The following is a 13,505-nucleotide window of genomic DNA, read 5'->3' as shown; positions in this document are numbered from 1 at the left end:
GATCTGACGCCTCGTCAGGAAGCCACATCAGAAAAGCACATCAGAAGGCCGCTTCAGAAGAGGGAGGACGGCCGCCGATGGATCTCGCCTTCACCGAGGACGAGGAGGACTTCCGGCACGGACTGCGCGCCTGGCTCGCGGACGTCCTCCCCACCCTGCCGGACCGCCCCGACCCCGCAGACTGGCCCGCCCGCCGCGCCTACGACTGCGGCTGGCAGCGCATGCTGTACGACGCCGGATACGCCGGACTCCACTGGTCTAAGGACGCCGGGGGCCGGGGCGCCACCCCCACCCAGCACTTGATCTTCCTGGAGGAGACCGAACGCGCGGGCGCGCCCTACGTCGGCGCCAACTTCGTCGGCCTGTTGCACGCGGGCCCCACCATCGCCGCCGAGGGCACACCCGCCCAGCGGGCCCGCTGGCTGCCGCCGATCCTCCGCGGCGACCAGGTCTGGTGCCAGGGCTTCTCCGAACCCGACGCCGGATCCGACCTCGCCGCCCTGCGCACCCGGGCCGTACGGGACGGCGACAGCTACATCGTCAGCGGCGGCAAGATCTGGACCTCGCACGCCGAGATCGCCGACTGGTGCGAACTATTGGTGCGCACCACGCCCGTAAACCCCGACACACCGAAACACCGGGGCATCACCTGGCTCGCGCTGCCGATGGACGCGCCCGGCGTGACCGTACGGCCGCTGCGCACCCTCGCCGGGACCGCCGAGTTCGCCGAGGTCTTCCTGGACGAGGTGCGGGTGCCCGTCGACCACCGGATCGGGGACGAGAACGACGGCTGGCGGGTGACCATGGTGACCCTCTCCTTCGAGCGCGGCACGGCCTTCGTCGGCGAGGTCGTCGCCTGCCGACGGGTCCTGGCGGCGCTGGCCCGTACCGCCAAGGCCAACGGGCGCTGGGACGACCCCGTACTGCGGCGGCGGCTGGGACGGCTCGGGGCCGACTGCGCGGCGCTGTGGCGGCTCACCCAGTGGAACGTGAGCGAGGCGCAGCGCACCGGCGGGGTGCCGGGCGTCGGCGGCTCGGTCTTCAAGCTCCGCTTCTCGGAGGTACGGCAGGAGCTGTACGAGGCGGCCGCCGAGGTGCTGGGCCCGGACGCGCTGGACGCCGGGCACGCATGGGTCGCGGACCGGCTGTCGTCCCTCTCGTACACCATCGCGGCCGGAACCTCGCAGATCCAGCGCAACATCGTCGCCGAGCGCATCCTCGGCCTGCCGAAGGGGCGATGACCGTGGACTTTCGGCTTGACGACGACCAGCGGGCGCTGCGGGACGGGACGCGCGAACTGCTGGAACGGCGCTTCCCCCGGGACCGGTTACGGGCGGTCGTGGACGGCCAGGGGGACGCCGCGGTGGTGGACCGTGCGCTGTGGCGGGAGCTGGGCACGGCCGGGTTCTTCGCGCTGCGGCTGCCCGAGGCGGCGGGCGGGGTGGGGCTCGGACTCCCGGAGGCGGTGCTGGCCATGGAGGAGGCGGGCCGGGCGCTGCTCCCGGGGCCGCTGGTCGCCACCCAGCTCGCGGCGGGCCTGGGCGCCGCCGATGCCGCCGAGGGGGCCGCCGTGGTCACCGCGCTGGACCTGGGCGCGGGGGATGGGTTGGTGGAGCATCTGGCGTCGGCGGACGCCGTGCTGGTGCTGAACGGCGAGGACGCCGGGGTGCGTCCGGCGGCCGCGCTCGCGGACGCGGCACGGCCGATACGTTCCGTGGACCCGGCCACACCGCTGCACCGGGTGGACGGGGTGGCCGCGAGCACGGGCGCCATCGCGGTCGGCGGGGTGGCCGCCCGGCTGCGCCGCGAGGCGGCCCTGCTGACCGCCGCCCAACAGCTCGGCAGCGCCTCCCGTACGGTCCGGATGGCGGTCGACCACGCCACGGCGCGCTCGCAGTTCGGCCGTCCGATCGGCGCCTTCCAGGCCGTACAGCATCTGTGCGCGCGGATGCTCGTGCGTGCCGAATCAGCCAGAAGTGTGGTGTACGCCGCCGCGGTCACAGAAGAGGCGGGTGACATCGCCGCCGCCACCGTGCTCGCCGACGAGGCGGCCGTCCGTAACGCCCGCGATTGCCTTCAGGTGCACGGTGGGATGGGTTTCACCTGGGAAGCCGATGTCCATCTGCACCTCAAACGGGCCTGGGTGCGCGCCGAACAGTGGCAGACGGCGGCCGCGGCAGAGGAGGAACTCGCCGCCGGACTCCTGTTGACCGGCGAAACAGGTTTGTAACCGGGCTCCATGGATACGCCTGAATTGTTGGGATGTCGCATTCTCTGGGGGAGATCCCCCGAGGCTTTGAGGTGACCGAGCGTTGATATCGGGTTGTTTCCTAGGCGTGACTCGTCACAGGAGGGAGTCGGGCTCCGGCTCGGGTACTCTCCGTTGGGTGCGAGCGGTTTTGGGGTACAACGAACCCGGCGTGGCCCGTGGGGCGACTCCGGGCACACCGATGTGCCCCGCTCGTACGGGGCTCGCTCCGGCGATGCCTCGCTGTTCGAGTCCTCGGGGCGTGCGTCGCACAGTATGCCCCACGCATACTCCTTGGCGCTGGAATATGACCGAAGCGCTTGTTGGGGTGACTGTACGTCAACCATGCTCTCTCGCAAGGGGGTACCTCCCGGCGGCAGCCGGGGGAGAGTCACGTTCCGTGACCTCCTGGAGGACCTCTTGGAGGTATGAGGCGATGTGTCCGCCGGTTCGGATGGTGTGAGCGGTGCAGGTGCTTCAGATGCAGATGGAGGTCCGGCCCGACCCCGCGGAGGTGAGCCGCGCCCGTCGGTGGGCGCGTTCGCGGCTCGCCGGGTCCGGTATCGGGGCCGATGAGCCGCTCGCCGAGACGTTGATCCTGCTCATCTCCGAACTCGTCACCAACGCCGTGGTGCACACCGGCTGTCCGGCCGTGCTGCGCATGCGCTTTCCCGCGCAGACCGGCACGGGTGGGGGCGGCGACGAGGGCTCCGCGGAGCCGTCAACGGACAAGGGGCCCGAGCTGGGCGCGGTGCGGATCGAGGTCGCGGACGCCAGCGCCCGCGCACCGCGTCAGCGCCGCGCCGACGAGGAGGCCACCAACGGCCGCGGGCTGGAGCTGGTCGACGGCCTCGCGGACCGCTGGGGCTGGCAGCCCGAGGGTGCGGGCAAGCGCATCTGGTGCGAAATCGACCGCGAGCGGCGGGACGAGTGCGCGGACGGCGCGGAGCGCGCGGAGCGCGACGATCACGGGGCGCGCGAGAAGCCTCTTCTGACGGGGCATGGCACCTCCCGCGCTCCCTCACCTCTGGGTCGGACCCCACAAAGTCCAGACCAGGTGTTGACGTGACGTGGCCGAGTGATCACTCTAGGATCAGCGATTCGTCGCGAGGGGACGCCGAGGGCTATGTGGCCTGTGTGAACCATGTGTTCACGCGGCCGTACCTTGGCGAGTGCGGGTCGCGGCCCGGCGCCTGATCAGGGCTCGGCGCCGGAGCCGGGTGGCGGTGCGCGATGCCGTGCTCGGGGTGTGCATGAGCGCACCGCCGCCCGATAGACCTATCCCGCCCGTCCGCCCCGCCCGTCCCCTCGCGCCCCTGATGTCAGAGGATCGCCACGGGCGCGACCGGGGCGCCGGTCCCGCCGGTGAACGGCTCGGGCGTGGCCGACAGCAGGAAGGTGTAGCGGCCCTCCTCGGCGCAGGCCGCCGACAGCTCCTCCAGGTTCCAGTTCTGGCCCTGCGGCATGCCCATCTCGACCAGGTCGAGGGCGTGGACGGGCAGCCACAGGTTCTCGATCTCCGGTGGGTAGATCTCGAAGGCGAGTGTGTCGTTGGCGACCGCGGCCACGTCACGGGCGTGGAACCACTCGGGTGTGCGGATCGACAGACCCGGCGACGGAAACGCGTACGCCTCCCGCTCGCCCGCCAGATAGCGCTGCATCTGCCCGGTCCGTACGAGCGCGATGTCGCCGGGCCGGACCGTGACCCGGGCCAGTTCCTCGGCGGCGGCGAGGTCTTCGGGGGTGACGGCGTGTCCCTCGGGCAGCCGGTCCGCTCCCCGGGCGCGCGCGACATCGAGCAGCACCCCGCGCGAGACGATGTGCCGCGCCGTGTCGATGCCGCTGAAGGCCGCGCGGCCATGGGCGGTGACGGAGGCGGCGGGGCGGCCGTTGTAGATCCGGCCGGAGTGCGAGACATGGGCGAGACCGTCCCAGTGGGTACCGGCCTGCAGCCCCATCGTCACGGCGTCGTCGCTGGTGGCGACCGTATCCGGGCCGAACATCTCGGCGTTCACGGCGACCATGGTGTGCAGCGGGTTGACCCGTCCGGGGATCAGCCCGGTCTGGATGCCGTCCTGGCGCAGCGGAACCGCGAGCGGGACGCGGCGGCCGGTGCGCACCGCCGCGGCGGCGTCCCGGACCACCGCGTCGGTGATCAGGTTGAGCGTGCCGATCTCATCGTCGGCGCCCCAGCGGCCCCAGTTGTTGACGCGCTGGGCGATGTCGTGGAACTCGGGCGGCAGCGGCATGGCGCCTCCTCGGGAGGATCCGTTCGGTCGGTTCCGTTCCAGGGCTTGTACTCGGGGCGGGTCTGCTCAAAAATCTAACGGTCCGTCAGAAACTCCGAGAGGGGACGCGACGTGGCCAACTTCTTGGACGGCAAGGTGATCGCCGTCACCGGGGCCGGGCGCGGCATCGGACGCGCCGTGGCCCTCGCCTGCGCGACCGAGGGCGCGAAGGTCGTCGTCAACGACTACGGCGTCTCGATCGAAGGCGGCGAACCCACCAGCGAGATCGCCGAAGCGGTGGTCAAGGAGATCGCGGCGGCGGGCGCGGAGGCCGTCGCGGTCGCCGACGACGTCTCCACCATGGCCGGTGGCCAGCGGATCGTGGACACCGCCGTCGACCGGTTCGGACGGCTCGACGGTGTGGTGTGCGTGGCCGGAATCCTGCGCGAGCGGATGCTCTTCAACATGACCGAGGAGGAGTGGGACCCGGTCGTCGCCACCCACCTCAAGGGCACCTTCACCGTCTTCCGCGCCGCGTCCGCGGTGATGCGGCGGCAGCGCTCCGGCACCCTGATCGGCTTCACCAGCGGCAACCACCAGGGCAGCGTCGCCCAGGCCAACTACGCCTCGGCCAAGGGCGGCATCATCTCGCTGGTCCGCAGCGCGGCCCTCGGCCTGCACAAATACGGCGTCACCGCCAACTGCGTCGCCCCGGTCGCCCGTACTCGCATGTCCGCCAACGTGCCGATGGAACTGAAGGAGATCGGCGAACCGGAGGACGTCGCCGCCCTGGTCGTCTACCTGCTGAGCGAACAGGCCCGCGCGGAGCCGATCACCGGACAGGTCTACACGATCGCGGGCCCCAAGATCGCGGTCTGGGCCCAGCCCAGGGAACTGCGCGCGGGATACACCGAGGGCGCCTGGACCCCGGAGAAGATCGCCGACTTCCTGCCCGGCACGGTCGGCACCGACCCCATGCCGCTGCTGGCCCGGCTCGACGCCATGGCCCGGGCCGCCGCGGCCGACCAGCGCCCCAACGCGTGAACGTGCGCGCCCACCGTGCGATGTGAGGAAGGGGAGAGGCCGTGGACTTCGCCTTCGGGCCCGGTGACGAACACTTCCGCGACGAGGCCCGCGCCTGGCTCGACGCCCATCTGACCGGCCGCGTCACCGAACCCGCGAACGCCGCCGCCGCAGCCGCCCCCGCTGATGTCGCCGCTGATGTCGCAGCCGCCGCCACCGCCCAGCGCGCCTGGGAACGCGAACTGGGCGACGGCGGCTGGATCGGGCTCGGCTGGGACCGCACCCACGGCACCTACGGAAACCGGGCCGCCACCCTCACCCAACAGGTCGTCTGGGCCGAGGAATACGCCCGCGCCGGAGCCCCCGCCCGACTCGGCCACATCGGCGAGAACCTCCTCGCCCCCACCCTGCTCACCCACGGCGACCCCGCCCAGCGCGCCCGCTTCCTGCCCCTCATCGCCCGCGGCGAGGAACTCTGGTGCCAGGGCTACAGCGAACCCGACGCGGGCTCCGACCTCGCCGCCCTGCGCACCCGCGCCGTCCGCGACCCGGGCGACGGAACCTACCGCGTCACCGGCCAGAAGATCTGGACCTCCCACGCCCGCGAAGCCGACTGGTGCTTCGTCCTGGCCCGCACCGAGGAGGGCTCACAACGCCACCACGGCCTGTCCTTCCTGCTGGTGCCGATGGACCAGCCAGGGCGCATCGAGGTCCGGCCGATCCGGCAGCTCACCGGCACCGCGGAGTTCAACGAGGTGTTCTTCGACGGCGCCCTCGCCCACCCCGACCACCTCGTCGGCGGCCCGGGCCGGGGCTGGAGCGTGGCCATGAGCCTGCTCGCCGTGGAACGCGGAGTCTCCACCCTGGTCCAGCAGATCGGCTTCGCCCAGGAACTCGACCGCGTCATACGGCAGGCCCTGGACAACGGCGCCGCCCGCGAACCCGTCCTGCGCGACCAGCTGATCCAGCAATGGGCCGAGCTGAAGGTCATGCGCTGGAACGCCCTGCGCACGCTGGGCGCTGCCCGGAATCCCACCCCCGGGGGCCCCACTCCCACCCCCTCCCCTCCCACCTCCTCCGCCTCCCCTCCCCACCGATCCACGCCGCACCGGCCCGCGCCGCACCGGCCCGCGCCGCATGACGCCGCGCCGCATGACGCCGGGGCGCCCAGTGTGGCCAAGCTGCTGTGGGGCGGCTGGCACCGGCGGCTCGGCGAGCTGGCCGTACGAGTGCGGGGCACCGCGGCCGCGCTCGGGCCCGTGCGCTGGACCGAGGGGCGGCCGTATGAACTCGACGCCGCGCAGCGCCTCTTCCTCTTCTCCCGCGCCGACACCATCTACGGCGGCTCGGACGAGATCCAGCGCAACATCATCGCCGAGCGCGTACTCCACCTCCCGAGGGAGCCCCGATGAAGACGTACGAGCGGAAGACGTACGGGCACTGGATCGGCGGCTCCTGGCGGGCGCCCGGCGCCGGGCACTACGCGGTCGTCAACCCGGCCACCGAGGAGACCGTCGGCCGGGCGCCCGAGGCCGACGAGGCCGACGCCGACGCCGCGGTGCGGGCCGCGCGGGCCGCGTACGACGGCTGGTCGCGCACCGCCCCCCGGGAGCGCGCCGCCATACTCGACCGCGCGGCCGACCTGCTCGCCGAGCGCGCCCCCGACCTGGTGCCCCTCGTCCAGGCGGAGACGGGCGCGACGCTGCGGGTCACCGCGGCCCTCCAAGTGCCCCCCGCGGCCGACCGCTTCCGCCGCTACGCGCGCGGCGCCATGGAACCGGACACCGTCCCGCTCGCCCCGCTGCCGGTCGCCGCCAGCCCGCTGGCGCCCGGCGGGCTGATCGGCGCGGCGGCGGTCCGCCGTCCGGTGGGTGTCGTCGCCTGTATCACCTCCTACAACTTTCCCCTCGCCAATCTCGCGGGCAAGGTCGCCCCGGCGCTCGCCATGGGCAATACGGTCGTCGCCAAACCGGCCCCGCAGGACCCGCTGGCCTGTCTCGAACTCGGCCCGCTGCTGGCCGAGGCCGGTCTCCCGGACGGTGTCTTCAATGTCGTCACCGGCTCGCGCGCGGCCGTCGGCGAGGCGCTGGTAGCGCACCCCGGTGTCGACATGGTCAGCTTCACCGGATCCACCGCCGTGGGGAAGAAGATCGCCGAATCCGCAGGCCACTCGATGAAACGCACCCTGATGGAACTGGGGGGCAAGGGTGCGGCCATCGTCCTTGGGGACGCCGACAAGCGAGTGATCGCGTCGGCGGTCGGGGCGGTCGGTTCGACCTTCTCCTTCCACAGCGGGCAGATCTGCACGGCGCCGACTCGGGTGCTCGTACATCGATCGCTGTACGAGCGGGTGGTCGCCGCACTCACAGATTACGCAAAGTCACTGACCGTGGGGGACCCTGTGGATAACTCCACGGTGGTGGGTCCGCTGATCTCCGCGGGGCAGCGCGACCGGGTCGAGGCGTACCTCGCCGGGGCCCGTGAGCAGGGCGCCCGCATCGTCACCGGCGGTGAACGCCCCGCCGTCAAGCCCGGGTTCTACGTCGCGCCGACCCTCGTCGCCGACGCCGAGCCCGGCATGGCCGTGGCCCGCGAGGAGCTGTTCGGCCCCGTCGTCGTCGCCCTGCCCTTCGACGACGAGGACGAGGCGGTGCGGATCGCCAACGGCACCTCGTACGGCCTCTACGACTACGTCTTCAGCGCCGACACGGGCCGCGCCTGGGCCCTGGCCGCCCGGCTGCGCAGCGGAAACGTCGGCATCAACACCGTTCAGCGCCACCCCGAGACCCCGTTCGGCGGCTTCAAGCACAGCGGAGTCGGCCGCGACGGCGGCTCGTTCGGGCTGCACGCGTACAGCGAACTCCAGTCGGTGGTCTGGGCCTCCTGACGAAAGAGCCGGGAGACGAGGAGGAGAGGGGGAGGGCGGCATGCGAGGTGTCGTGTTCGACGGCGTGGGGCCACAGGTGGTCGATGACCTGGAGGTACGCGACCCGGGGCCGGGCGAGGTGCTGGTGGCCGTGGCCGCCGTCGGGCTGTGCCACAGCGATCTGTCCGTCATCGACGGCACCATTCCGTTTCCCGTGCCGGTGGTGCTCGGTCACGAGGGCGCGGGCGTGGTCGAGGCGGTCGGCCCCGGCGTCGCCCATGTCGCCCCCGGCGACCACGTCGCCCTCTCCACCCTCGCCAACTGCGGTACCTGCGCCGACTGCGACCGGGGCCGCCCCACCATGTGCCGTGCCGCGATCGGCAGACCGGGCCGCCCCTTCCGCCGCGAAGGCGGCGAGCGGCTGTTCAACTTCGCCTCCAACTCGGCGTTCGCGCAGCGCACCCTGGTCACGGCCGTCCAGGCGGTGAAGATCCCGGACGAGATCCCGCTCACCTCGGCCGCCCTCATCGGCTGCGGCGTCCTCACCGGCGTCGGCGCCGTCCTCAACCGGGCCCGGGTGGACCGTGGCGAGTCGGTCGTCGTCATCGGCACCGGCGGCATCGGACTCAACGTCCTCCAGGGGGCCCGGATCGCCGGGGCGACCACCATCGTCGCCGTCGACAACAACCCGGCCAAGGAGCCGCTGGCCCGGCGCTTCGGCGCCACCCACTTCGCCGGTGACCCCGACGCCGTACGGGAGATCCTGCCCACCGGCGCCGACCACGCCTTCGAATGCGTCGGCTCTACCCGGCTCATCCGGCAGGCCGTCGACCTCCTCGACCGGCATGGCCAGGCGGTGCTGCTCGGGGTCCCGCCCGCGGACGCCGAGGCGGCCTTCCGGGTCTCCACCCTCTACCTGGACAAGTCCATCCTGGGCTGCCGCTACGGATCCTCCCGCCCACAGCGCGACATCGCCCTGTACGCGGAGCTGTACCGGCAGGGCAGGCTGCTGCTGGACGAACTCGTCACCCGCGTCTACCCGGTGGAGGACTTCCCCAGGGCCGTGGACGACGCACGCGGCGGACGGGTGGCGCGTGCCGTGCTCACGTTCTGAACGGGCCCGCCCTCCGGCTGAACGGGCCCGTCCCCCGAGCCGGAGGCGGAGGCGCAGGCCCGGAAGGTGCGCCGGTACGCGGTGGGGGAGACCCCGAGCGCGGTCTGCAGATGCTGCCGCATCGACGCGGGTGTGCCGAAGCCCGCGTCCCGCGCGACCTGGTCCACCGACAGATCCGTGTCCTCCAGCAGATGCCGGGCCCGCTCCACCCGCTGCTGCGTCAGCCACTGGCCGGGGCTGACGCCGACCTCCTCGCGGAAGCGGCGGGTGAAGGTGCGCACGCTCATCGACTCCTGTGCGGCCAGGTCGCGCAGGGTGAGGGGACGGTCGAGGCGGCCCAGTGCCCAGGCGCGGGCGGCGGTGGTGGTGGCCTGCTGGGGCGCGGGCACCGGACGCCGGATGTACTGGGCCTGGCCGCCGTCGCGGTGCGGCGGCACCAGGCTGCGCCGGGCGACCTTGTTGGCGACGGCGGTGCCGTGGTCGCGCCGTACGAGGTGCAGACACAGGTCGATGCCGGAGGCGACTCCGGCGGAGGTGAGGACGTCGCCGTCGTCCACGAACAGCACATCCGGGTCGACCGCGATGGACGGGAAGAGCCGCTGGAAGTGGTCGGAGGAGGCCCAGTGGGTGGTGGCGGGGCGGCCGTCGAGCAGTCCGGCGGCGGCTAGCACGTACGAGCCGGTGCAGATGGACACCCAGCGGACGCCGGGGCGGGCACGGGCGAGGGCGGCGGCGAGCGGTGCGGTCAGCCGTCCCTCCTGCACGACCGGCCCGAGCCTGTACGAGGCGGGCACCACGATGGTGTCCGCCTCTGCCAGGGTCTCCGGGCCCCGCTCGACCAGGATGGGGAAGTCGGCGTCGGTGGCGACCGGACCGGGCTCGGGGGTGCAGGCCACCACCTCGTACAGCGGCCGTCCGGCGGAGCGGGCCTGGCCGAAGATCCGGTAGGGGATGCCCAGCTCGAAGGGGATCACGCCGGGCAGGGCGAGCACGACGACCCGATGGGGCTTTTCGGTCGTTCCGGGCTGGGTCATGGATCCGGCCTCCCGTCGCGGCAGTGTGGCCCGATCCTAGCGAATGCTGTCCCACGGGCCACTCGTCCGCCGTGAACCGCCGCCCGATGCTGGTCAGGTGACGCAGACAACCAGACCTTCCCAGGCCTCCGGGCAGCAGGCCCTCGAACACCAGGCCCCCGGACAGGACGAGAAGCCGCGGACCCGCCGACGCCGTCCGCACCGGGCCTGGCTGGTCGCCGCCGTCACCTTCGTGACGATCGTCGCGGCGGGCGGATTCGCCTCCCTGCCCGGACTGCTGATCGACCCGCTCCATGAGGAGTTCGGCTGGTCGCGCGGCACCATCGGGTTCGCCGTCTCGGTCAACCTCGCGCTCTACGGGCTCACCGCGCCGTTCGCCGCCGCCCTGATGGACCGTTTCGGCGTCCGCAAGGTCGTCGTCGCCGCGCTGATGGTCATCGCGATCGGCGGCGGTCTCACGGTCTTCATGACCGCCCCCTGGCAGCTCATCCTGTGCTGGGGCGTGCTCGTCGGCCTCGGCAGCGGGTCCATGGCGCTCGCCTTCGCCGCGACCGTCACCAACCGGTGGTTCACCGCCCGGCGCGGCCTGGTCACCGGCATCCTCACCGCGGGCGGGGCGTCCGGGCAGCTCGTCTTCCTGCCGCTGCTCTCCTGGATCATCGAGCGGCAGCACGACTGGCGGCCCGCCGCCATGACCGTCACGCTCGCCGCGCTCGCCATCGTGCCCTGCGTATGGCTGCTCCTGCGCGACTACCCGTCCGACGTGGGGCTCGCCGCGTACGGGGCCGACGGCCCGCCCGCGCCCCGGCCCGCTCCGCACCGGGGCGCCGCCCGGCGCGCGGTGACGGCCCTCGTCTCGGCCTCCAAGACCGGTACGTTCTGGCTGCTCGCGGGGACGTTCGCGGTCTGCGGTGCCTCGACGAACGGCCTGGTCAAGACCCATTTCGTGCCCGCCGCGCACGACCACGGCATGGCGGTGACGGCGGCCGCGGGCCTGCTCGCGGTGATCGGCGTCTTCGACATCGTGGGGACGATCGCCTCCGGCTGGTTCACCGACCGCTTCGACGCGCGGCGGCTGCTCGCCCTGTACTACGCGCTGCGCGGGCTGTCCCTGATGGTCCTGCCGCTGCTGCTGGACGACGCGGTGCACCCGCCGATGATCTTCTTCATCGTCTTCTACGGCCTCGACTGGGTCGCCACGGTGCCGCCGACGATCGCGCTGTGCCGGGAGTGGTACGGCGAGGACAGCGCCATCGTGTTCGGCTGGGTCCTGGCGTCGCACCAGGTGGGCGCGGGGCTCGTGGCGTTCTTCGGGGGCCTGGCGCGGGACGCCTTCGGCTCGTACGACCTCGTCTGGATCGGGGCGGGCGGACTGTGCGCGGTCGCGGCGCTCATGTCGCTGATGATCCGGCGGGGTGCCGCTAAAGACCCGGCGCCAGCCCTGTGAACGCGCCCCGGTGGAAGAGCAGCGGACCGTCGGCCGCCGCCCGCTCGTCGGTGTCCAGGGCGCACACCCGGCCCACCACCACCAGATGGTCGCCGCCGGTGTGGACCGTGTGGATGGTGCAGTCGATCCAGGCGGGGGCGCCCGTGAGACGGGGCGAACCGGTCACCGGGCACGCGGTATAGGGGACACCGGCGAACTTGTCCGGGCGCTCGGCCGAGCTGACCGCGAAGGACCGGCACAGCCCGGCCTGCGCCGCGCCCAGGACGCTGACGCAGAAGACGCCGCTGCGGGCGATGCGCGGCCAGGTCGTGGACGTACGGGCCACCATGAAGGCGATCAGCGGCGGGTCGAGGGACAGCGAGGTGAACGACTGGCAGGCGAAGCCGGTCGGGCCCGCCTCGTCGGTGGTCGCGATCACGGTGACGCCGCTCGCGAAGTGGCCCAGCACCCGGCGGAATTCCCCCGGGGGCAGCGGCGGGCGCTCATCCTCCTGTACGGCGCGCAGGGCGCGGCGCGCGCTGGGCGGTGGCGGTGGCGGTGGCCCGGCGGTGGTGGGTGAGCCCGCCGAGCGCAGATAGCGGACGGCGGTGGCGGCCATTCCGGCGTGTCCCATCATGGTTCCGCGTCTCTCCTGTTCGTGGGGTGTGGTGTGTTCAGCGGCCCCGGTAGACCGGGGTGCGGCGTTCGACGAAGGCACGGACGCCCTCGTTCGCGTCGGCCGTGGTCATGTTGGTCTCCTGCGCGGCCGCCTCGGCGGCGAAGGCGGCCGCCCGGCCGGACTCCAGCGAGGCGTTGACCAGCGCCTTGGTGGCGGCGAGTGCGCGGGTGGGGCCCGCGGCCAGGCGTTCGGCCCAGGCGCGGGCGGTCTTCGCGAGTTCGCCGTCCGGTACGACGCGGTTGACCAGCCCCAGCCGCTCGGCGTCGGCGGCGGGCAGCGCGTCGCCGAAGAACAGCAGCTCCTTCGCGCGCTGGGGGCCGATCAGCCGGGGGAGGAGGTAGGCGCCGCCGCCGTCGGGGACGAGTCCTCGGCGTACGAAGACCTCGGTGAAGGTGGCCGATTCGGCGGCCAGGACCAGATCGCAGGCGAGCGCGAGATGGGCGCCGAGCCCGGCGGCGGTGCCGTTGACGGCGGCGATGACGGGTTTCTCGCAGTCCAGTACGGCGGTGATGAGCCGCTGCGCTCCGCCGCGGATCAGCCGCGCGACATCGCCCGCGATCCGCTCGGCGGGGGCGGCGGTGGTGCCGCGCAGGTCGGCGCCCGCGCAGAAGCCCCTGCCGGTGGCGGTGAGCACGACGGCCCGCACGGCCGGGTCGGCGGAGGCCTGATCGAGCCGGAAAATCAGGCGTTCTCGCTGGTCAGGGGTGAGGGCGTTGAGCGCGGAGGGGCGGTCGAGGGTGATCCAGGCGACCCCGTTGTCAGTGGCGTGCCGTACAACGGAATCGAGCACTTCTTCGGGGGAGGGAGACGTCATGGGAAGGCTCCTCAGGGTCCTCAGGGTCCTCGGGCTGCTCTGGCTGCTCGGGCTGGGGGCGCGGCGTCGGGGG

General features: G+C 72.8%; 12 protein-coding genes. 8 read left to right on the top strand and 4 right to left on the bottom strand.

Features of this window, described 5'->3' with window-relative positions; genetic code table 11:
• Positions 1-77: 77 nt before the first annotated feature.
• From ACWC5C_RS12795 to ACWC5C_RS12785, 3 genes are all read left to right on the top strand, one after another.
• A complete protein-coding gene (locus tag ACWC5C_RS12795; RefSeq protein WP_450875456.1) occupies positions 78-1,241 on the top strand; it encodes an acyl-CoA dehydrogenase family protein in 1,164 nt (387 codons plus the stop codon).
• A gap of 2 nt (positions 1,242-1,243) precedes the next feature.
• Positions 1,244-2,230 carry an acyl-CoA dehydrogenase family protein gene (locus ACWC5C_RS12790; RefSeq protein ID WP_450875455.1) on the top strand — a complete coding sequence of 329 codons (987 nt, stop codon included), beginning with the start codon at positions 1,244-1,246 and terminating at the stop codon, positions 2,228-2,230.
• Positions 2,231-2,714: 484 nt separating this feature from the next.
• Positions 2,715-3,317 carry an ATP-binding protein gene (locus ACWC5C_RS12785; RefSeq protein ID WP_450875454.1) on the top strand — a complete coding sequence of 201 codons (603 nt, stop codon included), beginning with the start codon at positions 2,715-2,717 and terminating at the stop codon, positions 3,315-3,317.
• Positions 3,318-3,570: 253 nt separating this feature from the next.
• Here the strand turns inward: ACWC5C_RS12785 and ACWC5C_RS12780 are convergent, their stop codons facing one another.
• Positions 3,571-4,497, bottom strand: a complete 927-nt coding sequence (locus ACWC5C_RS12780) for a cyclase family protein (RefSeq protein WP_450875453.1) — start codon at positions 4,495-4,497, stop codon at positions 3,571-3,573.
• 111 nt (positions 4,498-4,608) lie between these two features.
• Between ACWC5C_RS12780 and ACWC5C_RS12775 the strand changes: the two genes are divergently transcribed.
• From ACWC5C_RS12775 to ACWC5C_RS12760, 4 genes are read left to right on the top strand one after another with little or no spacing between them, the layout of a single operon-like run.
• Positions 4,609-5,520, top strand: a complete 912-nt coding sequence (locus ACWC5C_RS12775) for an SDR family oxidoreductase (protein ID WP_450875452.1) — start codon at positions 4,609-4,611, stop codon at positions 5,518-5,520.
• A 41-nt stretch (positions 5,521-5,561) separates the two neighbouring features.
• Positions 5,562-6,911 (top strand): acyl-CoA dehydrogenase family protein, encoded by a 1,350-nt coding sequence (locus ACWC5C_RS12770; RefSeq protein WP_450875451.1) that lies wholly within the window; start codon positions 5,562-5,564, stop codon positions 6,909-6,911.
• On the top strand, positions 6,908-8,386 hold the full coding sequence (locus ACWC5C_RS12765; RefSeq protein WP_450875450.1) for an aldehyde dehydrogenase family protein: 1,479 nt from the start codon (positions 6,908-6,910) through the stop codon (positions 8,384-8,386). Before ACWC5C_RS12770 ends, ACWC5C_RS12765 begins: the two co-directional genes overlap by 4 nt.
• A 40-nt stretch (positions 8,387-8,426) precedes the next feature.
• The gene (locus tag ACWC5C_RS12760; protein ID WP_450875449.1) at positions 8,427-9,479 is read left to right on the top strand and encodes a Zn-dependent alcohol dehydrogenase; all 1,053 of its coding nucleotides are present in this window, start codon (positions 8,427-8,429) and stop codon (positions 9,477-9,479) included.
• Here the strand turns inward: ACWC5C_RS12760 and ACWC5C_RS12755 are convergent.
• Complete coding sequence (locus ACWC5C_RS12755; RefSeq protein ID WP_450875448.1) at positions 9,401-10,513, bottom strand: GlxA family transcriptional regulator; 1,113 nt, start codon at positions 10,511-10,513, stop codon at positions 9,401-9,403. The genes ACWC5C_RS12760 and ACWC5C_RS12755 overlap by 79 nt on opposite strands.
• A 43-nt stretch (positions 10,514-10,556) precedes the next feature.
• Between ACWC5C_RS12755 and ACWC5C_RS12750 the strand changes: the two genes are divergently transcribed.
• The gene (locus tag ACWC5C_RS12750; RefSeq protein WP_450875447.1) at positions 10,557-11,960 is read left to right on the top strand and encodes an MFS transporter; all 1,404 of its coding nucleotides are present in this window, start codon (positions 10,557-10,559) and stop codon (positions 11,958-11,960) included.
• On the opposite strand, the gene ACWC5C_RS12745 is transcribed toward ACWC5C_RS12750, so the two are convergent.
• The gene (locus tag ACWC5C_RS12745) at positions 11,935-12,558 is read right to left on the bottom strand and encodes a flavin reductase family protein (protein WP_450875559.1); all 624 of its coding nucleotides are present in this window, start codon (positions 12,556-12,558) and stop codon (positions 11,935-11,937) included. The genes ACWC5C_RS12750 and ACWC5C_RS12745 overlap by 26 nt on opposite strands.
• Positions 12,559-12,613: 55 nt before the next feature.
• Positions 12,614-13,432 (bottom strand): enoyl-CoA hydratase/isomerase family protein, encoded by an 819-nt coding sequence (locus tag ACWC5C_RS12740; protein WP_450875446.1) that lies wholly within the window; start codon positions 13,430-13,432, stop codon positions 12,614-12,616.
• Between the last annotated feature and the right edge of the window lie 73 nt (positions 13,433-13,505).

This window comes from Streptomyces sp. NPDC001700 (assembly GCF_053596435.1).
Note: the sequence above shows the minus strand (reverse complement) of the source record. Positions and strands in the feature narration are given on the sequence as shown.